At 50.1% G+C, this 24,565-nt stretch carries 21 protein-coding genes; 15 read left to right on the top strand and 6 right to left on the bottom strand.

Annotated elements, in window-relative coordinates; genetic code table 11:
- Positions 1-13 precede the first annotated feature (13 nt).
- From ACO0LN_RS20130 to ACO0LN_RS20120, 3 genes are all read right to left on the bottom strand, one after another.
- Positions 14-910, bottom strand: coding sequence for a branched-chain amino acid ABC transporter permease (locus ACO0LN_RS20130; protein ID WP_174247650.1), 897 nt, complete (start codon positions 908-910; stop codon positions 14-16).
- A gap of 231 nt (positions 911-1,141) precedes the next feature.
- Positions 1,142-1,930: an ABC transporter ATP-binding protein gene (locus ACO0LN_RS20125; RefSeq protein WP_422976819.1), complete on the bottom strand. Its 789-nt coding sequence runs from the start codon at positions 1,928-1,930 to the stop codon at positions 1,142-1,144.
- An 11-nt stretch (positions 1,931-1,941) separates the two neighbouring features.
- Positions 1,942-3,894: an AMP-dependent synthetase/ligase gene (locus ACO0LN_RS20120; protein ID WP_422976817.1), complete on the bottom strand. Its 1,953-nt coding sequence runs from the start codon at positions 3,892-3,894 to the stop codon at positions 1,942-1,944.
- A 304-nt stretch (positions 3,895-4,198) separates the two neighbouring features.
- Here ACO0LN_RS20120 and ACO0LN_RS20115 point away from each other — a divergent pair, with 304 nt between their 5' ends.
- Together ACO0LN_RS20115 and ACO0LN_RS20110 are read left to right on the top strand one after the other, a co-directional pair.
- Positions 4,199-4,900, top strand: coding sequence for a Crp/Fnr family transcriptional regulator (locus tag ACO0LN_RS20115; RefSeq protein WP_422976815.1), 702 nt, complete (start codon positions 4,199-4,201; stop codon positions 4,898-4,900).
- 3 nt (positions 4,901-4,903) lie between these two features.
- On the top strand, positions 4,904-5,740 hold the full coding sequence (locus ACO0LN_RS20110) for a Rossmann-like and DUF2520 domain-containing protein (RefSeq protein ID WP_422976813.1): 837 nt from the start codon (positions 4,904-4,906) through the stop codon (positions 5,738-5,740).
- Here ACO0LN_RS20110 and ACO0LN_RS20105 read toward each other — a convergent pair.
- Both ACO0LN_RS20105 and ACO0LN_RS20100 read right to left on the bottom strand, forming a co-directional pair.
- Positions 5,725-7,185, bottom strand: a complete 1,461-nt coding sequence (locus tag ACO0LN_RS20105) for a sensor domain-containing diguanylate cyclase (RefSeq protein WP_422976811.1) — start codon at positions 7,183-7,185, stop codon at positions 5,725-5,727. The two genes, ACO0LN_RS20110 and ACO0LN_RS20105, sit on opposite strands and share 16 nt — an antisense overlap.
- 273 nt (positions 7,186-7,458) lie before the next feature.
- Positions 7,459-8,013 (bottom strand): glycine zipper 2TM domain-containing protein, encoded by a 555-nt coding sequence (locus tag ACO0LN_RS20100; protein ID WP_232063604.1) that lies wholly within the window; start codon positions 8,011-8,013, stop codon positions 7,459-7,461.
- A 282-nt stretch (positions 8,014-8,295) separates the two neighbouring features.
- Here ACO0LN_RS20100 and ACO0LN_RS20095 point away from each other — a divergent pair, with 282 nt between their 5' ends.
- The 10 genes from ACO0LN_RS20095 to metW all read left to right on the top strand — a co-directional run bounded on the left by ACO0LN_RS20095 (position 8,296) and on the right by metW (position 17,404).
- Positions 8,296-8,685 carry an MAPEG family protein gene (locus tag ACO0LN_RS20095; RefSeq protein WP_422976809.1) on the top strand — a complete coding sequence of 130 codons (390 nt, stop codon included), beginning with the start codon at positions 8,296-8,298 and terminating at the stop codon, positions 8,683-8,685.
- Positions 8,682-9,743: an AI-2E family transporter gene (locus ACO0LN_RS20090; protein WP_422976807.1), complete on the top strand. Its 1,062-nt coding sequence runs from the start codon at positions 8,682-8,684 to the stop codon at positions 9,741-9,743. Before ACO0LN_RS20095 ends, ACO0LN_RS20090 begins: the two co-directional genes overlap by 4 nt.
- A 49-nt stretch (positions 9,744-9,792) precedes the next feature.
- Complete coding sequence (locus tag ACO0LN_RS20085; protein ID WP_422951938.1) at positions 9,793-10,095, top strand: antibiotic biosynthesis monooxygenase family protein; 303 nt, start codon at positions 9,793-9,795, stop codon at positions 10,093-10,095.
- A gap of 133 nt (positions 10,096-10,228) precedes the next feature.
- Positions 10,229-11,527 (top strand): glutamate--cysteine ligase, encoded by a 1,299-nt coding sequence (gene gshA / locus ACO0LN_RS20080; protein WP_162043818.1) that lies wholly within the window; start codon positions 10,229-10,231, stop codon positions 11,525-11,527.
- A gap of 52 nt (positions 11,528-11,579) precedes the next feature.
- On the top strand, positions 11,580-12,524 hold the full coding sequence (gene gshB, locus ACO0LN_RS20075; RefSeq protein WP_422976804.1) for a glutathione synthase: 945 nt from the start codon (positions 11,580-11,582) through the stop codon (positions 12,522-12,524).
- 65 nt (positions 12,525-12,589) lie between these two features.
- Entirely contained in the window at positions 12,590-12,997 is a 408-nt protein-coding gene (locus ACO0LN_RS20070; RefSeq protein WP_422976802.1) for a PTS sugar transporter subunit IIA, read from the top strand.
- Between the two features lie 19 nt (positions 12,998-13,016).
- Positions 13,017-13,286 carry an HPr family phosphocarrier protein gene (locus ACO0LN_RS20065; protein ID WP_110257606.1) on the top strand — a complete coding sequence of 90 codons (270 nt, stop codon included), beginning with the start codon at positions 13,017-13,019 and terminating at the stop codon, positions 13,284-13,286.
- Positions 13,287-13,610: 324 nt separating this feature from the next.
- Positions 13,611-15,377 (top strand): phosphoenolpyruvate--protein phosphotransferase, encoded by a 1,767-nt coding sequence (ptsP, locus tag ACO0LN_RS20060; protein ID WP_422976800.1) that lies wholly within the window; start codon positions 13,611-13,613, stop codon positions 15,375-15,377.
- Between the two features lie 240 nt (positions 15,378-15,617).
- On the top strand, positions 15,618-16,805 hold the full coding sequence (metX, locus tag ACO0LN_RS20055; protein WP_422976798.1) for a homoserine O-succinyltransferase MetX: 1,188 nt from the start codon (positions 15,618-15,620) through the stop codon (positions 16,803-16,805).
- A complete protein-coding gene (metW, locus tag ACO0LN_RS20050) occupies positions 16,802-17,404 on the top strand; it encodes a methionine biosynthesis protein MetW (protein WP_422976796.1) in 603 nt (200 codons plus the stop codon). Before metX ends, metW begins: the two co-directional genes overlap by 4 nt.
- Positions 17,405-17,433: 29 nt before the next feature.
- Here the strand turns inward: metW and ACO0LN_RS20045 are convergent, their stop codons facing one another.
- On the bottom strand, positions 17,434-18,585 hold the full coding sequence (locus tag ACO0LN_RS20045; RefSeq protein ID WP_422976794.1) for an acyltransferase family protein: 1,152 nt from the start codon (positions 18,583-18,585) through the stop codon (positions 17,434-17,436).
- Positions 18,586-18,901: 316 nt separating this feature from the next.
- Here ACO0LN_RS20045 and ACO0LN_RS20040 point away from each other — a divergent pair, with 316 nt between their 5' ends.
- From ACO0LN_RS20040 to ACO0LN_RS20030, 3 genes are all read left to right on the top strand, one after another.
- Positions 18,902-19,804, top strand: a complete 903-nt coding sequence (locus ACO0LN_RS20040; protein ID WP_422976792.1) for a M48 family metallopeptidase — start codon at positions 18,902-18,904, stop codon at positions 19,802-19,804.
- A 529-nt stretch (positions 19,805-20,333) separates the two neighbouring features.
- Positions 20,334-22,718, top strand: a complete 2,385-nt coding sequence (locus ACO0LN_RS20035; RefSeq protein WP_422976790.1) for a TonB-dependent receptor — start codon at positions 20,334-20,336, stop codon at positions 22,716-22,718.
- A 110-nt stretch (positions 22,719-22,828) separates the two neighbouring features.
- Complete coding sequence (locus ACO0LN_RS20030) at positions 22,829-24,535, top strand: bifunctional metallophosphatase/5'-nucleotidase (RefSeq protein WP_422976788.1); 1,707 nt, start codon at positions 22,829-22,831, stop codon at positions 24,533-24,535.
- Positions 24,536-24,565 lie beyond the last annotated feature (30 nt).

The raw sequence follows: 24,565 nt of genomic DNA, 5'->3' as shown, positions 1-24,565 counted from the left end.
GAACTGCAAGACATTAAATCCTGCGTATGATTTTTTCACCAAACAAACCTTCGGGTCTGACCAGCAGGAACAGCAGTGCCAGCACATAGGGGAACCAACCCTCTATGCCACCACCCACCAGTGGACCTATATACACTTCTGCGAGTTTTTCAGATGCACCAATGATGAGGCCACCGACTATCGCGCCAGGCACAGAAGTGAAGCCACCCAAAATCAATACCGGCAAGGCTTTCAAGGCAACAAAGGTCAATGCAAATTGCACACCATTACGCGCACCCCACAGCAAACCAGCAACCAGGGCGACAAAACCAGCGACGGCCCAGACTATGCCCCAGATCTGTTGCAGTGGAATACCCACTGCCAATGCGGCCTGGTGATCATCGGCAACCGCACGCAGGGCGCGGCCTATCTTGGTTTTGGAAAACAACAGCGCCAGACCAGTTACCAGCAAGGCACAGATCAAAGCAGCAATCACATCAAATTGCGACACCAGGATATTGAACTTCTCGATAAAATATTCTATGGGTACATCGTCGATAGGCAATGTCAGTTTGTGCGGTTGGGAACCCCACAACAACTGCGCCAGACCTTCGATGAAAAAGGTCAGGCCTATGGTGGCCATGAACAAGGTAATCTCAGGCTGGTTGACCAGCGGGCGCAACACTACCCGTTCGATAGCCAGACCCAGCGCCACCATCACCAGCATGGTCAGCGGTATCGCCAGCCATAATGACATTTCAAATTTCTCGGTCAGGCCTACGCAGGTCAGGGCGGCAAAAAACACCATCGCCCCCTGCGCAAAATTGAAGACGCCTGAGGCCTTGTAAATCAACACAAAACCCAGCGCCACCAGTGCATACATCACACCGGACAACAAGCCACCGATAAACACTTCAAAGAAAAAACTGATATTCATTTCTAGCTCTCAGCTTACATTAAGCAAACATGAATGTTGAACAAAAAGACCTCTCAACACAGAGACACCGAGACACAGAGAAGAGCAAGAGGAAGCCTATTTTTCCTCTGTGGTGTAGCAGGGAATTCGAGTGGCATGCCACTCGCCTGCGAAACGAAGACTTCTTGCAAGAAGTCTTTCCTTCCTCCGTGCCTCTGTGGTTAATGGTTTTAAAGATTTCGATCTTCAATGCGCCACACCAAGGTAAGCGTTAATTACCTCCTGATTAGCCAACACTTCCGCAGGCGTGCCGTCACCGATTTTCTTGCCGTAGTCGAGTACGACCACGCGGTCAGAAATATCCATGACCACGCCCATATCATGTTCAATCAAAACGATGGTGGTGCCGAGCTGGTCATTGACATCGAGGATGAAGCGGCTCATGTCCTGTTTCTCTTCCACATTCATGCCAGCCATGGGTTCATCCAGCAATAAAATTTCAGGCTCGGCTGCCAGTGCCCGACCCAGCTCCACGCGTTTTTGCAAGCCGTAGGAAAGCCTGCCAACCGGTATCTTGCGTATGTGCTGGATTTCCAGGAAGTCGATAATTCCTTCTACCTTTTCGCGGTGAGCGATTTCTTCTTTTTGGGCAGGCCCCCAGTACAAGGCCTGCATGAAGAAATTGCTTTTCATTTTCAGGTTGCGGCCCGTCATGATGTTGTCGAGCACGCTCATGCCTTTGAACAGGGCAATATTCTGGAAAGTCCTGGCGATGCCGCTCTTGGCCGCCGCATAGGTATTCATGTCCTTGCGGTGCTGACCACGGTAAGTGATGTCGCCTTGCTGTGGACGATACACACCATTGATGACATTCAGCATGGAGCTTTTGCCTGCACCATTCGGGCCTATGATTGCGCGTATTTCATGTTCCCTGACGTTGAAGGAAATATTCGTCAAAGCCTTGACGCCACCAAAGGCCAAAGAGATGTTTTGCAAGTCCAGGATGACTTCACCGATTTTTCTGTTGTCTGCCATTTATATATTCCTTACGCAGCCAGTTTTTGGGCAGAAAATGTTTTGACATCGCTGATATGCAAATCGGCACTGACCTTGCCCTGGCGACCATCCTCAAACTTGACCAGGGTTTCTATGAATTGCGAACGTTTGTCTGAATACAGGGCGTCTATCAATACCGCATATTTTTCCGCAATGAATTTGCGCCTGACCTTGCGGGTGCGTGTCAGTTCATCATCGTCGGGATCGAGTTCCTTGTGCAGCACCAGGAAACGGTGTATCTGTGTACCCGCCATCAAATCTTCACTGGCGAGATCAGCATTCACTTTTTCTATGCACGACAGTATCAGTTGATAAGTCTCAGCCTTGGCTGCCAGGTCGGTATAGCCAGAATAGGCAATGCCACGTCTTTCTGACCAGTTGCCGACTGCCTCCATATCGATATTGATGAAGGCACAGACGGTATCACGTTCATGGCCAAAGGCTACGGCTTCCTTGATGAAGGGGAAGAACTTGAGTTTGTTTTCTATGTAGTTGGGCGCAAAGATATCACCCCGGTTCATCTTGCCGACATCGGCTGCGCGGTCGATGATTTTCAGATGACCATCTTGGTCAAAGATACCCGCATCACCGGTGTGGAAATAGCCCTGCTCATCCATGACTTCTGCGGTTGCATCGGGGCGTTTGTAGTAACCAGTCAGCATCGCATCTGACCTGACCAGCACTTCACCATTCGGTGCGAGCTTGACTTCGACACCGGGCGCTGCTGCACCTACGCTATCAAACTTGATTTTGCCGTCGGGTTGCAGGCAGACATAGGCGCAGGTTTCAGTGGAACCATATAGCTGCTTGAGATTGACACCGATAGAACGATAAAAACGGAACAGGTCAGGGCCAATAGCCGCACCGGCAGTGTAGGCCACACGCACGCGTGACAGACCGAGTACGTTTTTCAGCGGACCATAAATCAACAGATTACCGAGTGCATATTGCAAGCGCTCCATGCCGCTGACAGCTTTGCCATCGAGGATGTCAGAACCAACGCGGCGTGCCAGGTCCATGAAATGGGCAAACAGCTTGCGCTTGATTGTGCCTGCATCTTCCATGCGTATCATGACCGTGGTCAGCATGTTTTCAAACACGCGTGGCGGGGCGAAATAATAAGTGGGGCCGACTTCACGCAAATCCGTCAGGACAGTTTCGCTGGACTCAGGGCAGTTCACGGTAAAGCCAGCGGCCATGGCCTGGGCGAAAGAAAACAGATGATCACCTACCCAGGCCATAGGCAGGTAGGACAGGATATCTTCGTCTGCTGTGAGTTTGTCAAATTCCATGCCTCCCATTGCCGCAGTCATGAAAGAACGGTGTGACTGACAGACACCCTTGGGTTTACCTGTCGTGCCCGAGGTATACAGCATGACAGCTGTATCGTCAGGCTGGCCAAGTTCCACTTCCTTCATGAAAAAGTCTGGATGGGCGATATCGTAAGCACGTCCCAGTTCCTGCAAGGCAGCATAGGATGTCAGTTCAGGCTGGTGATAATGACGCATGCCGCGGTCATCATCAAAGGCGATATGTTGTATGCCTGCATACTGCTGTTTGATTTCAAGCAGCTTATCAACCTGCTCCTGGTCTTCGACAATCGCAAAGACGATTTCTGCATTTTCGAGTACATAGGCCATATCGGCAGCCGGTGCGTCCTGATATAAGGGCACGGGTATGCCACCCAGGCATTGCGCAGCAGCCATGGCCCAGTACAGGCGCGGGCGGTTGTCGCCGATGATGGCGAGGTTCATGCCGCGTTTGAAACCCTGTGCAGCCAGGCCGCAGGCGAGGGCGCGCACCTCTGCATTGACTTGCTGCCAGTTCCAGGTTTGCCAGATACCCAAGTCTTTTTCGCGGAAGGCCGGATGCTGTGGCCGTGTTTCCCCATGCTGCAATAACAGCCGCGGGAAAGTCGAATTCGCTGCTTCTTTTTGTTTCATGTCTCCACCAGCCTGTTGTTTTAGGGCCTACTACTTGTGAGTGTCCTGATGCGCCCTTACTGCTTGCTTACTATTTATTGATTGCTTATGTGCAGAGGGGCTTTTACGGTAGGTATTGTAGTGGCAAGATGTAGTGATTTGCCCTGGCGATTGCTTACAGTCTTCGCTGTAATGGGCAAGTCGCTTACAATGTCTCCGTAATTCTTTTTGTTGATGGGATAGTAGACCCTTCATGCGTTGGCGGTTGTCATTCGACCGACAATCTGAAAATTTGACCCAATTATCTGTGGTGCGTTGCACAAATATGACAAAAAAAATCAGCGACCCGAAAGAACGGTTTGCCAAGTCCTTGTGGGCAAGCATGCTCTCGCCAGAACACATGCAAAAGGTGGAAGACGAAGTCGTAGAGCGCTTCATCCCTGCCGGCGGCTATGTCTGCCGCAAGGGCGATCCGGTAGAGCACTGGATGGGTGTGATTGAAGGTTTCCTGAAGATGAGCAGTATCTCACCTGACGGCAAGACCGTGACGTTCAGTTGCATGCTGGCAGGCGGCTGGTTTGGTGAAGGCTCGCTACTGAAGACTGAACTGCGCCGTTATGATGTAGTGGCATTGCGCGACACCCGCGTGGCCTACATGCCGCGTACTACTTTTACGCACCTGCTGGATAACAGCATTCCGTTTAACCGTTTTCTCCTGCATCAGTTGAACGAGCGTCTGGGCTTGTTTATATCGCTGGTTGAATATGACCGCATGCTTGATCCTGACACCCGTGTCGCCCGTTGCCTGGCCGCGATGTTCCACCCCTATCTGAACCCCGGTTTGAGGGATGGCAGCAGCATGCAAATCCAGATATCACAGGAAGAAATAGGTTATATCTCCAGCGTCTCGCGCCAGCGTGCCAACCAGGCGCTGCAACTGCTGGAAAAGAAAAATCTGCTGAGTGTGGATTATGGTGGCATCACCATCCTCAATCTTGAAGGCTTGCGCCGTTTCCCGGAAGAATAAGGCATGAAGTCTCTGAATATCATAGGTGCCGGTAAGGTCGGCAAGGTACTGGCCAAAAATTTCCAGCGCCAGCAGGTGTTTGCCATACAACAAGTCTTGAACCGCAGCCTGGGAAGTGCCAGCGATGCTGTGGTCTGGCTCGGAGCAGGGCAGGCTGTCGATGCCATCCCACAATTGCAGCCTGCCGATGTGACCATGCTGAGCGTCAGCGACGATCAGATTGCCAGTGTCTGCCAGCAACTGGTGGATGCCGGTTTGTTGAAGGCTGGTAGCGTTATCTTCCATTGCAGCGGTGCCAAGGCATCGACAGAATTGCAGCCTGCCAGACTGGCAGGCGCGGCTGTTGCCAGCGTGCATCCTGTACGCAGTTTTGCCAATGTCGATCTGCTGGCAGAACAATTTGCCGGCACGATATGCAGTCTGGAGGGTGATGAGGCTGCACTGGCTGTATTGGTGCCTGTCTTGCAAGCCACAGGTGCAGAGACTGTCATCATCAAGGCCGACAATAAATTGCTGTATCACGCCGGTTCTGTATTTGCCAGCAACTATCTGGTGACCCTGATGGAGGTCGCCTTGCGCACGTATCAGGCCGCAGGGATACCGGCAGATATCGCGCAAAAGATGGCGGCACCGCTGGCGAGGCAGACACTGGAAAATGTCTTTACTCTTGGCACCAGAGCTGCACTGACTGGCCCTATTGCGCGGGGTGATATGCAGACTGTCGCTTTGCAGCAAAGCAGGCTCAGTAATTGGGATCAGCAAGCTGGGGATTTATACCTGGCATTTACGCAGCCGACCATAGACTTGGCGGCTGCACGCAATCCTTATTCAGAAAAATAAACGCTGTTACGGCCATTTTCCTTGGCCTGGTACAGCGCCAGGTCAGCGCGTTCAAACACGCTGGCTTCGCTTTCCTTGTCCTTGCACTCTGCTACGCCCATGCTGACGGTAATCGACAGGCGGGTGCGTGTCAGGTCAGTGGTGCGTGAGAAATCATTATTGGCGATGGTATTACGCAGGTTCTCGGCAATGGATGTGGCTTTTTCCAGCGTGCAGTTTTTCAGCAAGATCAAAAATTCTTCACCACCCCAACGACAGATGATGTCGCTTTCGCGTAGCGAGCGCTTGGAGATCAGCGCGATTTCCTTGAGCACATGGTCACCTACCAGATGGCCCTGCTTGTCATTCACTTTCTTGAAGAAATCAATATCCAGCAAGACCACGCACATGGGCTGGCGCGAGCGTTCGCTATCGAGCAAGGCTTGCTGGAAGACGAAATCAAAGGCCTGGCGGTTCAGCAAATTGGTCAGGGTGTCGGTCGATGCAGATTTTTCCAGACGCTTTTGATAACGCCTGACTGTCAGTAACAGGATCATCAATATCACCAGAGTGATGCCAGCGCTGATGGCGATATTGATGAGGAAGATATTTTGCAAGGGTTTGATTTCTGAACCCATTTCCTGTTCTACCAGCAAATGCCAGCCCAGCTCAGGGATGAAGCGTGCGTTGACGAGTATGGTTTCATTCTCGCTCTTGTATTCCAGGTGCTGGGATTCACTCTTGCGGTTAGCCAGGATTTGCGGTGCCAAACTGCCCAGGCCAGGCATATTACTAAGATTGTTGCGCACCTTTTTCATATTATTGCCAGCCAGGGCGATATTGCCTTTCTGATCGACAAAGAAAATATTCCTGCGGAAACGGGTCTGATAGCTGTCTATCAGGGTTTTCATCGTGTCCAGTGTCAAACCTATGCCAGTGACGCCGATGAATTTGCCTGAATAATCGAGGATGCGGTAATTGATGAAAATGGTTATGGTGTCGCGATTGGCCATGTCGGCATCAACATTGGTTTCATAATCGCTTTTCAAGCCACGGACGCGGAAAAACCATTGGTCACGTGGTTCGGCATCACTGATGGTCTTCAATACACCATCGGCATGGTAATAATTGTGGCTCTGATCTGACACCAGAAAGCTGGAAATCGCATGATTCTTTTGCTTGATTTCTTTCAGGTATTTGACGATCTGGTCTTTGTCTTCTTCACCATTGATGATCCAGTCACGCAAAAAAGTATCATGCGCCATCTGTGACGAGACAAAAACAGGGCGCAAAATGTCTTTCTGGATTTCAGAATAGACATTGTCACCGGTGATGGGCAGGGTTTGCTCGGAGATGCCTTGTTGGATGGCATCGCGGGAGACTACAAAAGATGCCACCGTCGTGGAGACAAACCCTGCAATGAGGATCAGGGATAGCCAGACCAGCAGACCGTATTTTTTTAACATTTTTTGCATGAATGATAGACGGAGCATGAGCGTGAGGTTTGCCGCAAGATAATACTATAAACCCATGCAAATTCCGCCCAATTAGGCAGCAAATCACAGACTTGAGCTGGTTTAAGCCGCCTGAAGATGCAAATGACCTGTGTAGCCGCAGGGTTTCATACAGAGTGGCAGGATTTTGGCAGAAATGCAGGCTTTTTTTGGACGCAGAAATAAAAAATGCCGCTGTCAGCGGCATTTTGTGAGTTTTGTGAGGCTAGAGGTTCGTAAGCAGGATCAAGGACGTGGCGTCAAAGACACATGGATACGCAGGCGTGAACCTGGATCATAGGGCATGACAGAAGTATAAGTACGGTTATGATACTCATAGGTCACTGCATAGCCATTGGTACGGGTTTCCCAGCTATCAATATTGCGGCACTGACGTACAGGGCGGCTTTCATAGACAGGCTGGTTATTGTAATTGTTGCCGTTATTGCCATTGTTATCGACACGATCACCAACGATGGCACCGGTTACAGCACCGACGGCAGCTGCAGCAATACGACCATTGCCCCCACCGACCTGGCTACCCAGCAAACCACCAGCCAGACCGCCTATGATGGCACCGCCATTGCTGCGCTCCGCCTGTTGCTGGCGTGGATAATTGCGCTGGCTGGTTTCATACTCGGTACGGCATTCCTGACGCGGCACATTGACTTGCTCAACTTGTGGGGTGACGCTGACAACGCGGGCATAATCATCAAAGTCAGCAGCCTGGGCAGCAGGAACCAGGGCACTGGCAGAAAATGCCAGTACGGATGCAGCCATGGAAAATTTTGTGAATGTCATTTTTTTTACCTCTTTCGATTTGGATCATGTGATCAACATTGCCTTGGCCTCTGAATTTGTCAAACTGGCAAAAACGGGCAGCTGGGTTCTGGTAATTCTGTATATGTCCTGTGATAGTCTCTTGCTAGTGTGTATATAACGCCCTGACGATGAAAATAGAAGACATGAAAATGTAAGTGTCTGTTTCAATGTACTTTTGGTATTGTATTATTGTACTTTACACCATTGGCCTCATCTATGTTGCTCGCATTAGCCTCATCTATACCCTCTACTGGAGAATTTATGCACTTGCAATGGACATCCTGGTTAACGCTTGCAGTACTCTGCATGTATGTCTGGAATGTGATGACAGTAGGGCGCTTGCGCATGAAACTGGGGGTCAAGGCACCGGCCATGGATGGCCCGCCAGAATTCTTGCGGGCGATAAGGGTGCAAACCAATACAGTAGAGCAAATGGTTTTTTTCTTCCCGGCACTGTGGTTATGCGCGATATGGGCTAGCGACATACTGGCAGCGTCCCTGGGAGTGGTGTGGCTGGTTGGGCGCATCATGTATGCACTGGCTTATCTGGACGAGGCTGGCAAGCGTTCCACGGGTTTCCTGATTTCGAGCCTGGCTGCGGTTGCCTTGTCTCTGGGCACGGTGGCTGGTTTGACTGGAGTGATGAAATGAAAGATAAAATCCTTTCCAGTTCGGCCCGTGCTGCCAATGGGCCCGCTCAGACTAATCAGCCGCTAACGTCATCCGTGTATGCCTCATATATCCTGATGGGTATCGCCTTACTGCTGGTATTAAAGGCAGGTTTGCTGGTCGCCCTGTTTTCTGGCTTGCTGGTGTTTTCCATCATCCATGTGCTGGCACCTGCCATTGCCCTGCGTTTCAGGCACAAGCAGCCGCGCATGATTGCTGTGGTATTTTTATCCTTCATCCTGATTACTGGCCTGATACTCGCAGGTTGGGCCATCCATGCTTTTTTACGCAGTGATGCCGGTAACCTGCAGAACCTGTTGCAAAGGCTGGCAGATATTATCGAGACTTCACGCCATCAATTGCCAGAGTGGGTGAGCACTAACCTGCCGGAAGATGTTGAATCTTTAAGGGAGATGATGACGCACTGGCTGCGCGAACATGCCGGTGAAGCCAAGCAAATAGTGCCTGAAGCCGGGCACCTGATCGTGCACCTGTTGCTGGGCATGATCATAGGCAGCATGGTTGCCCTGCGTGATGTCACAGGCGACAGCAACCACAAACCTTTCGCCGCTGCCATGCTGAGCAGAATCAGCAATCTCGGCCAGATTTTCCACAAAATCGTGTTTGCTCAGGTGCAGATTTCCCTGATCAACACCGTATTTACCGCAATTTACCTGGCTGCCATCCTGCCTATGGCAGGTGTACACCTGCCATTGACCAAGACCATGATCGCCATTACCTTCCTGGCGGGGCTGATTCCTGTTGCGGGTAATATTATTTCCAATACCGTTATTGTCATTGTCGGTTTGTCACAATCCCTGAATGTGGCGATAGCATCGCTGGTATTCATGATCGTCATTCATAAGGCAGAATACTTTTTGAATGCACGCATCATCGGCGCACAGGTGAATGCCCGGGCCTGGGAATTGCTGACCGCTATTCTGGTCATGGAAACCCTGTTTGGTGTTCCCGGTGTGGTTGCGGCCCCGGTGTTTTATGCTTATATCAAGAAAGAGCTGAGTGACCGGGGTTTGGTTTAAATTTAATACACAAGCAAAGTAGCTATTTTTCTATTTCAAAGAGGTAAATATGATTTTGGAGTTAGCCGACCTGCGCATACAAGCTGGCAAGCAAGCCGAGTTTGATGTCGCCATACAACGCGGTCTTGATGAAGTGATACGTCATGCCCAAGGTTTTCTCGGTTTCAAGGTGCAAAAAGGGATAGAGTCGCCAGAACGTTACTTGCTCATGATTTATTGGGCAACGCTGGAAAACCATACTGTTGATTTTCGTGAGTCTGCAGCATTTGCAGAATGGCGTGCCATCGTCGGTCCGTATTTTGCCAGCGCCCCTGTGGTCGAACATTTTGATCTTTTAGCCAAGTCCGAGTGATTTTTTTGCGTAGCCTGGGATAATTCCGACTTGATTACCGGGATTTCATCCCAAGCTTATCAAGTCATGATTTGCCTGTGGCGCTGAGGTCGGCGTTCATTTTTGGCAACAGCTTGCTCTCCAAAAGGTCATTATGGTTCCGCATCTCGTCACCGCTCTCAACGGCCCCCTGCTCGATCTTGAAAAAAAGATATTAGAAGCGACACCTGCGATAGAACGCTGGTTCCGTCTTGAATGGCAGGAACATACCCCGCCATTTTATTGTTCCGTCGATCTGCGCAATGCTGGTTTCAAGCTGGCCCCTGTCGATACCAATTTGTTCCCCGGTGGTTTTAATAACCTGGCATCAGAAATGTTGCCACTGGCCGTGCAGGCGGCGATGGCAGCGATAGAAAAATATTGCCCGGATGCCAAGAACCTGTTGGTGATCCCAGAAAGCCATACCCGCAATGTGTTTTATTTACAAAACATTGCACGCATGATGCAGATTTTCCGTCAGACGGGTTTGAATGTGCGTCTGGGTTCCTTGTCTGCCGATATCACCGAACCAACACCCATAGACTTGCCAGATGGCAGCCAGTTGATACTGGAGCCGCTGGAGCGCTCCGCCAATGGCCGCCGCCTGGGCCTGAAGAATTTCGACCCCTGCACCATCCTGCTGAACAATGATTTGTCGGCAGGCATACCGGCGATACTCGAAGAACTCAATGAACAGACCCTGCTGCCGCCACTGCATGCAGGCTGGGCCTTGCGCCGCAAGAGCAATCACTTCCATGCCTATGATGAAGTGGTCAAGAAATTTGCCAAGATGGTGGATATCGACCCGTGGATGCTGAACCCGTTTTTTATCAAATGCAAGGATGTGAATTTCCACGACCGTAGCGGTGAAGATACGCTGGTGGCTGCAGTCGATACCATACTCGCCAAGATACGCAAGAAATACAAGGAATACGGTATCAAGGAAAAACCCTTCGTCATCGTCAAGGCCGATGCCGGTACCTATGGCATGGGCATCATGACCGTGCATGATTCCAGCGAAGTGCGCGACCTGAACCGCAAACAGCGTAACAAGATGTCGGTCGTCAAGGACGGCATGGAAGTGCGCGATGTCATCGTCCAGGAAGGCGTGTATACCTTCGAGCAAATCAATGAATCCGTGGCTGAGCCCGTGGTGTATATGATAGACCGCTACGTGGTCGGCGGTTTTTACCGCGTGCATGAAGACCGTGGCGTTGATGAAAACCTCAATGCGCCCGGCATGCACTTTGTGCCGCTGGCCTTTGCCCAGCAACACGCAGTACCCGACATGAAGGCAAAGCCGGGCACGGCAGCACCAAATCGATTTTACATGTATGGTGTCGTAGCGCGCCTGGCTTTGCTGGCGGCGTCACTGGAGCTGGAAAAGACTGATCCAAATCCTGAGGTTTATTGATTATTAAATCACCAATCTGATTATTATCCAGCCAAGAATATTGAGCACATTCATGAAAATCGCTTTCCTGACCGACCCGCTGTCTCACTTCAAGACGTATAAGGATTCCACCTACGCCATGATGGTAGAGGCGGACAAACGTGGTTATGCCATCTATGCCTTTGGCCCGGAAGACATGGCGCTGGAAAGTGGCAAGGTCATCGCGAATATCAGCCGTATCACCCTGACTGGCGATAGCCAGGACTGGTTCCGCCTGTCTGAGCCTGAGTCACTACCCCTGAGTGCTTTTGATGCCGTCCTGCAGCGCAAAGACCCGCCATTTGATATGGAATATATCTATGCGACTTATTTGCTGGAGCTGGCAGAGCAACAGGGCGCGCGGGTATTCAATAAGCCGGCAGCGATCCGCAATCATAATGAAAAGCTTAGCATTGCCCAGTTCAGCCAGTTCACGGCACCGACACTGGTGACGCGCGATGAGCAACGTATCCGCGCTTTCCACAAAGAGCATCAGGACATCATCCTCAAACCACTCGATGGCATGGGTGGCACCGGTATTTTCCGTATCCGTGACGATGGCATGAACCTCGGTTCTGTCATCGAGACGCTGACGGTGAATGGTAGCTCTACCATCATGGTGCAGCGCTATATTCCAGAGATTGTCCATGGTGACAAAAGAATATTGCTGATAGGTGGCAAGGTCGTGCCGTTTGCCCTGGCGCGTATTCCGCAAAATGGTGAAGTCAGGGGTAACCTGGCGGCAGGCGGCCTGGGTGTGGCACAGGAATTGTCTGCCCGTGATCTTGAGATTGCGCAGACTTTGGCACCTGAACTTTATCAAAGAGGCCTGTTGCTGGTAGGATTAGATGTTATCGGTGCTAATTTGACGGAAGTCAATGTCACCAGCCCTACCTGTTTCCAGGAAATTACCCAGCAAAAAGGCTTTAATGTTGCTGGCATGTTCATTGATGCCCTTGAAACGGCAGTTGCAGCTTGAATTTGTAGTTTACATAAATGGAAGACGCTGGCCCAAGCCGGTTGTCACAAGAGAGTTAAAGAACGATGGTTGGCATACTTTTAATGACGCATGCGCCCCTGGGCACGGCCTTCATGCAGGCTGCGGCCCATGTATTCCGTGGCATGCCAGAACGCTTTGAAGCGATAGATGTGATTGCCGACCAGAATATCGATGAAGTCAACCGTCTCGCGCGCGAAGCCGTGCTGCGTCTGGATGATGGTTCTGGCGTGCTGGTGATCACGGATGTCATGGGCGGGACACCTTCGAATTGCTGCAGGCAACTAGGTGATCCTGACCGGGTCGCGATCATCGCTGGCATCAGCCTGCCCATGTTGTTGCGGGCGATAACTTATCGTAGTGATGTACTCGATGTCGTAGTGGAAATGGCGCTGGCTGGTGGCCAGAATGGCGCGATCAGACTGGACAATCGTGTACGTTTATCACCCAACTAATTGAGAAAGAAAGTAAAGCATGATTCAACAGGAAATCGAAATCATCAACAAGCTGGGTTTGCACGCACGTGCATCGGCAAAATTTACCCAGACTGCCAGCAAATTCAAGGCTGAAGTATGGCTGACCCGCAATAGCCGTCGCGTCAATGGCAAGTCCATCATGGGTGTCATGATGCTGGCAGCGGGCAAGGGTAGTAAAGTTCTATTAGAAACCGATGGTGCGGATGAACAAGCCTGTTTTGATGCCATACAAGCGCTGATCAATGACAAGTTTGGTGAAGGCGAATAAAGAAAAAACAAACACGGATCAATGAGAATTATCCGGCATGAGCAATCATTTTTTTGCGATGATCAAAGGTGAATTTGTAAGCAGAATTTCTGTGTAAAACAACTGATAATACAATTGGCAACATATCGCAACATCTTTCTCATTGTTGTTTTGACTCTATTCGTTTACCTTGTCTTTCTTTGATTGAATCAGCAAAAACAGGCATCAGGTTTGCTGATGGTCTTAGGTTTAACGATGCATCGGTACACTGGATTGTTACGCTAGAAATAAGACAGGGCGGCAAGATCACAAGGCCCGGAGATTAAGTATTTTGGGGGACACAGCATGGCATCTTTTACACTGCAAGGCATCCCCGTTTCACGCGGTATAGCAATCGGGCGCGCTCATCTGCTGCGTCCGGCAGCACTGGATGTACAACATTATCTGGTAGGACAGGAGCAGGTCGAAGCCGAAGTGCAAAGACTGCAATTGGCTATTGCTCAGGTACACAAGGAATTGCAGGCCATCTGGTCAGATTTGCCTGCAGATGCACCCACAGAGCTCGGTGCTTTCATCGACGTGCATGTACTTATTTTGTCCGACCCAATGATCTCGGAAGCACCGCTCGATATCATCCGCACCCGCCACTACAATGCCGAATGGGCATTGGTCAGCCAGATCGACGAACTGACAGCACAGTTTGATGAAATCGAAGATGAATATCTGCGCGAGCGCAAGGCTGATATACAGCAAGTCGCAGAGCGCGTACTCAAGGTATTGACCGGTACTGCTGGCAGTGCGATACGCTCTGACGGTATCGATGAGCGCAATGCCAATATGATCGTGGTTGCCAGGGATATTTCTCCGGCAGACATGATGCAGTTCCGCGATGTTGCTTTCACCGGTTTTGTCACCGACGAAGGCGGGCACAATTCTCATACCGCCATCGTCTCGCGCAGCCTCGGTATACCCGCTGTGGTCGGCATGGGCAATGCATCACGCCTGATAGAACAGGACGACTGGCTCATCATCGACAGTGATGCCGGTGTCGTCATCGTTGCCCCAAGTTCTCTGGTGCTCGAACAATATCGCGACCGTCAGACCATACTGGCCAAAGCCAGGAAAAAACTCCACAAACTTAAAAAGACACCGGCCATTACTCAGGACGGCGTCGAGATCACCTTGCTGGCGAATATAGAATTGCCGCAGGATGCCGCTCACGCGCTGGAGGCAGGTGCCAGTGGGGTAGGCCTGTTCCGTTCAGAGTTCCTGTTTATGGAAAGCAGCGGCCAGCAACACAAGCTGCCGACAGAAGAAGAACAGTTCGATGCCTACCGTACGGCAGTGCAAGCCATGAAAGGCAGGCCGGTAACGATACGCACACTTGATGTCGGTGCCGACAAACCACTGGATACGACCGAACATAATATCCTCAACCCGGCCCTGGGTTTGCGGGCCATACGCTATTGCCTGGCCGAGCCACAATTATTCCTGACGCAATTGCGCGCCATCCTGCGCGCCTCGGCCTTTGGCAAGGTCAAGATACTGATACCGATGATGGCCCATGGTTTTGAGATAGACCAGAGCCTGGCCATGATAGAACAAGCCAAGAATGAACTGCGCAAGGAGGGCAAGGACTTTGATGCAGAGATCGCCATCGGCGCCATGATAGAAATCCCGGCGGCAGCCTTGTCGCTACCGATGTTTGTCAAGAAACTGGATTTCCTGTCTGTCGGTACCAATGACCTGATCCAATACACGCTGGCAATTGACAGGGCAGATCATGAGGTTGCCCACTTGTATGATGATTTGCACCCGGCTATTTTGCAACTCTTGCAAATGATTATTACAGCAGGTGAGAGGGCTGGCATACCAGTCTCCATCTGTGGCGGTATGGCGGGCGATATACGCCTGACACGCTTGCTGGCAGGTATGGGTTTCCGTGAATTGTCTATGCCTGCGGCATTGCTGCCAGAGATCAAGCAAGAGATTTTGAACACCCGGCTAGATGCGCTGCAAGGACATGTCAAAAAAATCTTGCGCAGCTACGATTCGGCAACAATCAGGGAAACCCTGGCTGCGATGGGGGCGCAATCGCCTACTTTGCATTAACAAGTTTATATTAAAATTGTGACAGTTACGGTGCCGGAGTTTGACCCCGGTGCCAGATTTGGTTTATCCTTCACAGTGCGCCGATTTGAAAATCAGCTTGCGGGCGCGGTTCGGAAAACATCCCGAATGATAAATACGGCTAAAGCGAGCTTGAATGCAGCTTTCCCCTTCTCACATTCAGCCCACCTTTTAGCCTTCCTGAGTTTTTTGATAACGGGTTCAATCCCGATGGAAGAGTGTATGTCATCCTCACCTGGATCAGTTGGAATCGTCACGCCACAAGCGTTTCAGTTCGACCAGCCTTTAGCCTTACAAAACGGTACTTCGATTGCGGGCTATACCCTGATGGTGGAAACCTATGGTCAGCTCAATGCCGACAAATCCAATGCAGTCCTGATCTGCCATGCCCTGAATGCCTCGCACCATGTGGCTGGCGTGTATGCAGACCAGCCCAAGAATGTAGGCTGGTGGGACAATATGGTTGGGCCCGGCAAACCAGTCGATACCGACAAGTTTTTTGTCATCGGTGTCAATAATCTCGGTTCTTGTTTTGGTTCTACTGGCCCCATGCATACCAATCCTGCCACGGGCAAGCCGTATGGTGCAGATTTCCCGGTGGTGACCGTCGAAGACTGGGTCAATGCGCAAGCCAGGTTGGCGGAGCGCATGGGTATCGCGCAATTCGCTGCCGTCATGGGTGGTTCCCTCGGTGGCATGCAGGCGCTGGCCTGGAGTATTCTGTACCCTGACCGTCTGCGTCATTGTGTAGTTGTGGCTTCTACTCCAAAACTCTCGGCCCAGAATATTGCCTTCAATGATGTGGCGCGCCAGGCGATTTTGACTGACCCGGATTTCCATGGTGGTGATTTCTATGCCCACAATGTTGTGCCGCGCCGTGGCTTGCGGGTGGCGCGCATGATAGGTCATATAACCTATCTGTCAGATGATGACATGGCCGAGAAATTTGGCCGTGACCTCAAAGGCGGTGACTACCAGTTTGGCTATGGCGTGGATTTTGAAATTGAATCTTATCTGCGCTATCAGGGCGATAAATTTTCGGATTATTTCGATGCGAATACTTATCTGCTGATCACCAAGGCACTCGATTATTTTGATCCCGCCCGTCATACCGGTGGTGATCTCGCCAAGGCACTGGCGCAGACCAGGGCCAAGTTCCTGCTTGCTTCGTTTACCACTGACTGGCGGTTTTCACCTGAGCGCAGCCGCGAAATCGTCAAAGCCCTGGTCAGCAACAAGCGCACCGTCAGTTATGCAGAAATCGATGCACCGCATGGGCATGACGCCTTCCTGCTCGACGATCCGCGTTACCTGAACCTGATTGCTGCGTATTACCAGCGTATAGATGCAGAATTGCGAGCTGAATTACAAGCTGAACCAAAAGCTGACCTGTTGGGAGTAGCGGCATGAATTTTTCAGAATTGAATGTCTTGCGACCTGACCTTGCTTTTATTGCTCACTGGATCAAGCCGCAGGCACAAGTACTGGATGTCGGTTGCGGCGATGGCGTCATGCTCGATTATCTGCAAAGCGACAAGCGATGCAATGGCTATGGCATAGAAATCGCTGACGACAAGGTACTTGCCTGTGCGACGCGTGGCGTAAATGTCATACAACAGGATATGGAAAATGGCCTGGGCATGTTTGAAGACAATGCCTTTGATACCGTCATGTGCCTGTCTTCACTGCAGATGATGAAACATGTAGAACCATTGTTGCGTGACATTGCCAGGGTAGGGCGCGAGGCCATCGTCTCTTTCCCCAATTTTGGTTACTGGCCACACCGTACCGCCTTATTGCGCGGCAAGATGCCGGTATCAAAATCCCTGCCGTATGAATGGTATGACACTCCCAATGTGCGTTGCGCTACGATACTCGATTTTTCTGACCTGGCAGCAGAAGTTGGCCTGGAGGTGATGGAATGTGTCGCCCTGCATGAGGGGCAGCCCGTGACCTGGCTGCCCAATTTGCGTGGCAGCCTGGCGGTTTTCCGTTTACGGAAAAAATAGGCTGCCTTTCCATCAGGTTGTCTTAAACATCACACGTGAACCTTCATATTGCTCATAGGTGGTAGCAAACTTGCCTGTCGTTGCCGGGTGAGCTTTTTACCCAGGGCGATGGCAGGTTCCTCCAGCCAGCGGTAGGTGCAATAAGAAAAGGCAATCGTCAACAAGGCAGACATCACAAAGAACAGGTTAGGGTGCGATTGCCAGTCAGCAGGCAAGCTCCTCCATACGTAGGTATACAAGGGATAAAAAATCACCGGATGGAACAGGTACATGGAATAACTGATTTTTCCTAAAAAACTACCCAGCTTTCCCTGTACCTTGAATACCGTCGTCGTCAGAATGAAAATAGTGATGGCAATCAGTTGCGCAGCCGGGGATCTTAATTGAGCGGTATCCAGATTCCAGAAGTGCAGTATGTCCCGGCCGGTAAAGATTAAAAAAGTCCATACGAGCACAAACAAGGCTTTCCTTCCAGACGCGTTATTCTTGTTCAGCAACCAGTCGCGGTATAAAAGGCCGAAGAACATATAGCCTATGTAACGCAGATAAAACAGAACATTCGCGGAATAAGCAGATACGGTCATCAGGCGATGGAACAATTTAGGTAACAGCAAGACTGCCAGCATCAAGAGCACTATGCTCTTTAAAGAAGTCATTTTTCCGCGTGAAAACAGATAGATACAGAAAAAATAAAACAAGAGTTCCAGTGCCAGGGTCCAGTAAGAACCGATGATGTTGTCGATACCGACAAAAGCCTGGAACATGGTCAGGTTGGCGACAAACATGAGCCAGTCTATGTTGTTACCACCCTGGCTGACACCACAACGCCACCATACAAACACCAGACCAAGGACTGCTGATAGCCAATAGGCAGGATACAGTCGGAAAAAACGGTGTATTACAAAAGTCTTGACCGGTTCTACAGGATAAGTCGATAAGCTGAAAGGCACGACAAAGCCGCTGACCATGAGAAAAATGCAGACACCTATCTCACCTATGCCTATCTGTTTGGAAAAAAAATGAGCGATGGCGACTTCTACGGCATTCAACTGCACATCTGCTTGTGCCATCGACGCAAAATCAATCGTATGCTGGTAAATCACGAGCAGGGCTGCAAAGCCGCGCAGGAAATCAATATATTGATAGCGCCCGCTAGAGCGCTGAGTGGAAAGGGTATTCATAGAGCTTATTATCTTATTTGTAATATTTTCCCTGCGCCCTGAAAATAGTTTAGAGTACAGGCAGATAAGGAATAGACATATTTGAAACTATTTTGTTCCGGAAATATTTATTTTTTTATCAGAAAAATGTAATTGAGCTATTTGCGTGAGTGATCTGGAGAGGTTTGACAATGCCGCGTGAGCTTCTGGAGTCAAGATGAGCAGGCGGTCCTATGTAGCAAGTATTTAATTTTTAAAGAGGCAGGGTCTTTAAAAAAAGCCAGACGGCTCCCATTTGCGCTTATCATTCTGCGTATCTTCTTGCCACATATTCGCCATGAAACTGAACCACGCTGCACTCCTATTTTCCAGTCTGTTTGCCTTGGGCGCTGCGGCTCATGCGCAAAATAGCGGGCAGCAAGACGGTGTCAAGGTCGGTGAAATGTCGGTCCTGCGAAAACTGGCTCCGACCGGTGCGCTGGAAAGCCAGGCCGCGGCGCAGTATGCACAGACCATGCAGGTAGCTGAACAAAAGCGTGCTTTGGGGCCGGCCAACCATCCCCAGGTTATCCGTCTGCGGGCAATTGCCGATAAATTGATACCGCATGCGCTGAAATGGAATGAAAGGGCGAAGCAATGGAAATGGGAAGTCAATCTGATCGGCTCCAAACAGGTTAATGCGTACTGCATGCCAGGCGGCAAGATCGCGTTTTACTCCGGCATCCTCGATACCCTGAAACTGACTGATGATGAAGTCGCGATAGTCATGGGCCATGAAATTGCCCATGCATTGCGCGAACATGGTGCTGAACGTGCAGGCAAGGCAACCGTTGCGAATGTGGGTATCAAACTGGCTGAACTGTGGGCTGGTGCCAAGGGTTACGACCCCAATATCGCGGGTGGCGTAGCTGGTGGTGTGGCCAAGTTCAGCATGCTGGCATTTTCGCGTGGTGACGAGACTGAAGCCGACATCGTTGGTCTCGATATTGCCGCCAGGGCGGGTTATGACCCGCGCGCTGGTGTCGCACTCTGGCAAAAAATGGGTATGGTCAGCAAGGGTGCACCACCACAATGGTTATCTACCCACCCCGCAGGTACTACCCGTATTGCAGAAATCCGCAATCACTTCCCAGAAGTCATGCCTTTATATGCGCATGCCAAAGGCGTCAGTATAAGTGCCTTGCCACCTTATCAAACCAATGTCAAAGGCATTGCTCCCGTTGTATATTCGGGGAATTAAGTGCTTTTCAAATAAAAAATAGTGTCAAAATAGTAATTTGTCGCGCAATTGTGACAAAAACTTGCCCCTAAGACCACTTTGTCATCATCCTTTCATAATTGGATGGGACACTCTGCAAGTTCAAAATTTTATGTGATAGACTATTTTTACATATCAAAATATCTGATCGACAGACATTTGCCCCGGCAAATCGCTCAAGTTTAAAGATGTCACTAGGAGATAGACGCACTGTAAAAAGGTCCGTCTGTTTTTTGTTTAGAAATAGCAATCGTTTGCGCAGTTGAAAATTTTCAATTTTCAAAAAAAGCAATCGTTTGCGCGGCATGAATAGCCAGAAGTATTTCTAATGTGACATGTCATCGCAGGTGTTTGTTGTGGAATTACAACCAGTTACAAAAAAAGCCAACATATTTGGCAAAAAAACGAGCGGTGAAGGGGATGTCATCAGGCAGTTGCGGTGGCTTGAGATGATAAACGGGGTTTTGCACTAATTTTTTATTTCCATTTGTAAAATGATTCGGGAGCTTCAATGAAACAATCAAACAAATCGTCCGCATTTCCATCGCGTTTGTCGATGGTTGCAGTCGCATGCCAACTGGTATGCCTGAGCATGTCCTCTGCCTATGCGCAGCAGACAGAATCCAATGAACAGCCTGATGCAAACCGCGTCACCATCACCGGCAAAAAAGTTGGTATGGGCTTGATGGTACAAGAGAATGCACCAAAAGCACGTAGTACTATTACTGCGGAAGAACTGGCCAAACAGCGTCCTACAGGCAATGCCTATGAAGCGCTGGAATTGATGCCTGCGGTTAATAGTTTCAACTATGACGCAACCGGTTTGTTTGGTGGCGGTTTGACATTGCGTGGCTTTAACAGTGACCAGATCGGTGCGACCATCAATGGCGTACCAGTCAATGACTCTGGTAGCTTCTCTGTGTTCCCGCAAGAATTCGTGGATCAGGAAAATACCTGTACACAGTTTGTGACTCAAGGTTCGACAGACGTCGATTCCCCACAAATCGGTGCAACTGGTGGTAACTTTGGTATCGTTACATGTGATCCAACCAAAGAAAAACGTTTCCGCGTCATGCAAACTCTGGGTGGTTTGAAACTGTCCAAGACTTTCCTGCGTTACGACACAGGCCTGTGGGCTGATGGCCGTTCCCGTTTCTTTATTTCTGCTTCCCATGCGCAAGCTGACAAGTGGAAAGGCGAAGGCGGCGCAGACCGTAACCACGTAGATGCTGGTTACCGCATCGATTTCGACAAATTCAATTCCATCAATGCAATTTTGTTGTATAACCGCGCAATCAACCAGAACATCAGCACATTCAATTTGGCTGACCTGGCAAAAAATGGTTACTACTATGATTATTCGACCAAGTTCATTGGTCACGTCACGCCAACCAAGGGCAAGGCAGACAACGATCCTAGCCAGGCAAATGCTGACACTTTCTACCAATTGACAAAAAATCCATTTGAAAATGCGATTTTCTCTGTCACTGGCAAATTCCGTATCAATGAAAATACTGATGTCAAAGTTGTCCCTTACTACTGGTATGGGTACGGTACAGGCGGCGTACAACAACGTCTGCAAACTGAATCCGCATTCCTGAATCCAACAACTGGCAAACTGACTGCCGCTGTTGATCTGAACGGTGACGGCGATACGCTGGACAAAGTGATTGTTGCCAACAGTAGCGTGACACGCACTAACCGCCCTGGTGTAACAGCTTCCGTTGTTCACACTATCGACAATCACCAAATCCTGGCTGGTGTCTGGTATGAACGTGCAACGCATGAACAGTTCGGCCCTATGGTTGCTGTTGATGCCAACGGCAATGCAGCTGATATCTGGTTGAAAGAAGGCCGTATCACCCGTCCTGATGGCACACCTTTCCAAAGCCGTGACTGGAAAACTATCAGTACTGCTTATCAGTTCTCCTTGCAAGACACGATCAGTCTGCTGAATGACAAGCTGACCATCAATGTTGGTGTACGCGTTCCTACCATGAAACGTAACTTCACTAACTATGCAAATGAAGGCACCAACTCAGGCGTTACTTACAATATTGAACGTACGTACACCAAAGCTTTGCCGCAATTGGGTGCACGCTACCAGATCGATAACAACAACCAGATATTCGCCAGCCTGGCGCGTAACATGAAGGTACCGCCAAACTTTGTCTATTCAACGACAAATAACGCGAAAATCAATCCGGATGGCAGCGTAGGTTTCGCAGAAGTTCCACCAGAAACTTCCTACAACTTCGATTTGGGTTATCGCCTGCAAAGTGACAAGTTGACAGCTCAGGCTACTGTATATACAGTAGATTTTACTGACCGTCAGGCAACTGCTTTTGATCCTGTCTCTGCGCAAAGCTCCGTTACCAATGTTGGTAAAGTAAAAACCAAAGGCTTTGAAGTTGAATTGGGTAATACCCCGGTCAATGGCTGGTCTTTCTATGGTTCCGTTGGTTATGCGAAGAGCGAAATCAAAGACGACCTGCAAGTGGCAAAAGGTGTTTACATTCCAACAGCTGGAAAGCAAATGACCTTGACACCAGAATGGAAAGCCGGTCTGAGCGCGCAGTATGAAACAGCAGTCTGGTACACACGTCTGAAAATGAAATACACAGGCGGTCAGTTTGCCACCATGACGAATGATGAATTTGTACCTGGTTACACTTTGCTGGGCTTTGATGCTGGTTATCAATTCCCGAACACCAGCTGGTTCAAAAAACCAACAATTCGTCTGAGCGTCAGTAATTTGACTAACGAAAAATATCGTAACCCATCCAGCTTTAACATCACCAATGCAGTTGCCTATCCAGGCGCTTCTGCCAAAGGTGTGTTCTACTACCTGGGTGCACCACGCTTTAGCTCGGTCACTTTCCAGGCAGATTTCTAATCTGGAGGGATGAGGTGGTGAAGCAAAATCTCACCACACAGACTTGATACAGGCCTGCAACAAGAACACTTGTTGCAGGCCTTATTCTTTTTAATTTAAGAATATTTTCTATGCAAAAATTAAAATTAATCAGCATATCCATCGCTGCAGTAATGTTGGCCGCCTGTGCCAGCACTGACAAAATGCTTACGGCGAACCTGGCAGCAACGACGGATATCACGATCTTCAGTATCAATGATTTCCATGGCAATTTACAGGCCGACCAGCCTGTGCCCTATGTCGCCACCAAATCTGACCCGGCACGCCCTGGTGAAAAAATCTCTGTACCTGCAGGTGGTTATGCCTACCTGACTACCAAGCTCAAAGAACGCCGCCAGGCCGTTGGCAGCAGTATCTTTGTTGGTGCAGGTGATCTGATCGGTGCCTCACCCATGGGTTCAGCACTGATGAAAGATGAACCCGTCATCGAAGCCCTGAACCGTCTGGATTTGTCAGTGACGGCTGTTGGTAATCATGAATTTGATAATGGCACCGCTGACCTGATGCGCAAAATCAAGGGCGAATGTCCGGCAACCGGTTGCGCTTATGCAGATTTCAAGGGTGCCCGTTTTTCCTACCTGGGTGCCAATATTCATGAACTTGGTAGTAACAAGCCGTGGCTGACACCGTATGTGATACGCCAGGTTGGTGACTTCAAGGTAGGCTTCATCGGTGCGGTAACAGCGGATGTACCCAATCTGGTGGCTGGTGATGCGGTGAAACATTTGAGTTTTGAAGATGAAGCAACGGCGATTAACCGTTATGTGCCAGAACTGCAAAAGCAGGGTGTGGCTGCTATCGTGGTGCTGATACATGAAGGTGCAACTTACAAGGGTTCAGAGAATGACCCCAGCTATCGCTGCGAAGGTTTGCAAGGCCCGATTATCGAGATCAGTAAAAAACTCGACAAGGCCATCAGCCTTATCGTTTCTGGCCATTCACACCAGGGCTATACCTGCAAGATAGATGGCAGACTGGTGGTGCAGGGGCGCAGTTATGGTTCCTTTCTGACAGAGTCAACCCTGACGATAGACCGCAAGACCAACCAGGTCATCAAGGCCGTGGCTGTCAATCATCTGATTGACCAGCAAGCCTTGCAGGCAGACCCGGCAGCGAAGCAACTGGTCGATCAGGTAGCATCACAAACGGCGAGTTTGCGCCAGCGCCCTATTGTCAATCTGAGTGCACCCTTATCACGTAATAGTGAAGCTGGTGTGTTTGACAGCAGCCTGGGCAATATCATCGCGGACTCACAGCTCCATCATGGGCAGCATGCGGGTGGTGCTGATGTCGCCTTCATGAATGCCGGTGGCATACGCAGTGACCTGCCTTCCGGCAAGGCGAGTGGCCCGGTAGCAGTGTCATATGGTGATTTGTATGCGGTGCAGCCATTCGGCAATAACCTGGTACGCATGAAACTGACAGGCGCACAAATCCTGACGCTGTTACAGCAACAATGGTCGGGCCGTGAAGTCAATGATCCAAAAAAACTGTTTGTATCACACACCTTGAATTACAGCTATGACCCGCGTGCCGGCACCAATGAGCGCGTCAAAGATGTCAGGATCAAGGGCAAGCCCTTAGATCTGAACCAGCAATACAGTGTGGTAGTCAACAGCTTTATGGCTGATGGCGGTGATGGTTTTGCCGTTCTCAAGCAAGCCAAAGACAAAGAGTTGATAGGCCGTGACCTGGAAGCGTTTGAGTCTTATGTGCGCGAGCAGGGCAGTAAATTGAATGAGGTTAAGCGCGACCGCGTGAAACGTTTGCCTGGCTAAACCAGCATAAACCAGCAAGGCTCCAGAAGT

It is taken from the genome of Undibacterium sp. TC9W, from assembly GCF_049339865.1.
Lineage (GTDB): Bacteria > Pseudomonadota > Gammaproteobacteria > Burkholderiales > Burkholderiaceae_D > Undibacterium.
This window is presented reverse-complemented; position numbering and strand designations above follow the sequence as displayed.

Coding starts and splice junctions, on each gene's coding strand:
- ACO0LN_RS20115 (WP_422976815.1), top strand. CDS start 4,199: ATGACAAAAAAAATCAGCGACCCGAAAGAACGGTTTGCCAAGTCCTTG.
- ACO0LN_RS20045 (WP_422976794.1), bottom strand. CDS start 18,585: ATGAATACCCTTTCCACTCAGCGCTCTAGCGGGCGCTATCAATATATT.
- ptsP (WP_422976800.1), top strand. CDS start 13,611: ATGGCATCTTTTACACTGCAAGGCATCCCCGTTTCACGCGGTATAGCA.
- metX (WP_422976798.1), top strand. CDS start 15,618: ATGTCATCCTCACCTGGATCAGTTGGAATCGTCACGCCACAAGCGTTT.
- ACO0LN_RS20120 (WP_422976817.1), bottom strand. CDS start 3,894: ATGAAACAAAAAGAAGCAGCGAATTCGACTTTCCCGCGGCTGTTATTG.
- ACO0LN_RS20110 (WP_422976813.1), top strand. CDS start 4,904: ATGAAGTCTCTGAATATCATAGGTGCCGGTAAGGTCGGCAAGGTACTG.
- ACO0LN_RS20030 (WP_422976788.1), top strand. CDS start 22,829: ATGCAAAAATTAAAATTAATCAGCATATCCATCGCTGCAGTAATGTTG.
- gshB (WP_422976804.1), top strand. CDS start 11,580: ATGAAAATCGCTTTCCTGACCGACCCGCTGTCTCACTTCAAGACGTAT.
- ACO0LN_RS20035 (WP_422976790.1), top strand. CDS start 20,334: ATGAAACAATCAAACAAATCGTCCGCATTTCCATCGCGTTTGTCGATG.
- ACO0LN_RS20065 (WP_110257606.1), top strand. CDS start 13,017: ATGATTCAACAGGAAATCGAAATCATCAACAAGCTGGGTTTGCACGCA.
- metW (WP_422976796.1), top strand. CDS start 16,802: ATGAATTTTTCAGAATTGAATGTCTTGCGACCTGACCTTGCTTTTATT.
- ACO0LN_RS20085 (WP_422951938.1), top strand. CDS start 9,793: ATGATTTTGGAGTTAGCCGACCTGCGCATACAAGCTGGCAAGCAAGCC.
- ACO0LN_RS20105 (WP_422976811.1), bottom strand. CDS start 7,185: ATGTTAAAAAAATACGGTCTGCTGGTCTGGCTATCCCTGATCCTCATT.
- ACO0LN_RS20070 (WP_422976802.1), top strand. CDS start 12,590: ATGGTTGGCATACTTTTAATGACGCATGCGCCCCTGGGCACGGCCTTC.
- ACO0LN_RS20090 (WP_422976807.1), top strand. CDS start 8,682: ATGAAAGATAAAATCCTTTCCAGTTCGGCCCGTGCTGCCAATGGGCCC.
- gshA (WP_162043818.1), top strand. CDS start 10,229: ATGGTTCCGCATCTCGTCACCGCTCTCAACGGCCCCCTGCTCGATCTT.
- ACO0LN_RS20040 (WP_422976792.1), top strand. CDS start 18,902: ATGAAACTGAACCACGCTGCACTCCTATTTTCCAGTCTGTTTGCCTTG.
- ACO0LN_RS20100 (WP_232063604.1), bottom strand. CDS start 8,013: ATGACATTCACAAAATTTTCCATGGCTGCATCCGTACTGGCATTTTCT.
- ACO0LN_RS20095 (WP_422976809.1), top strand. CDS start 8,296: ATGCACTTGCAATGGACATCCTGGTTAACGCTTGCAGTACTCTGCATG.
- ACO0LN_RS20125 (WP_422976819.1), bottom strand. CDS start 1,930: ATGGCAGACAACAGAAAAATCGGTGAAGTCATCCTGGACTTGCAAAAC.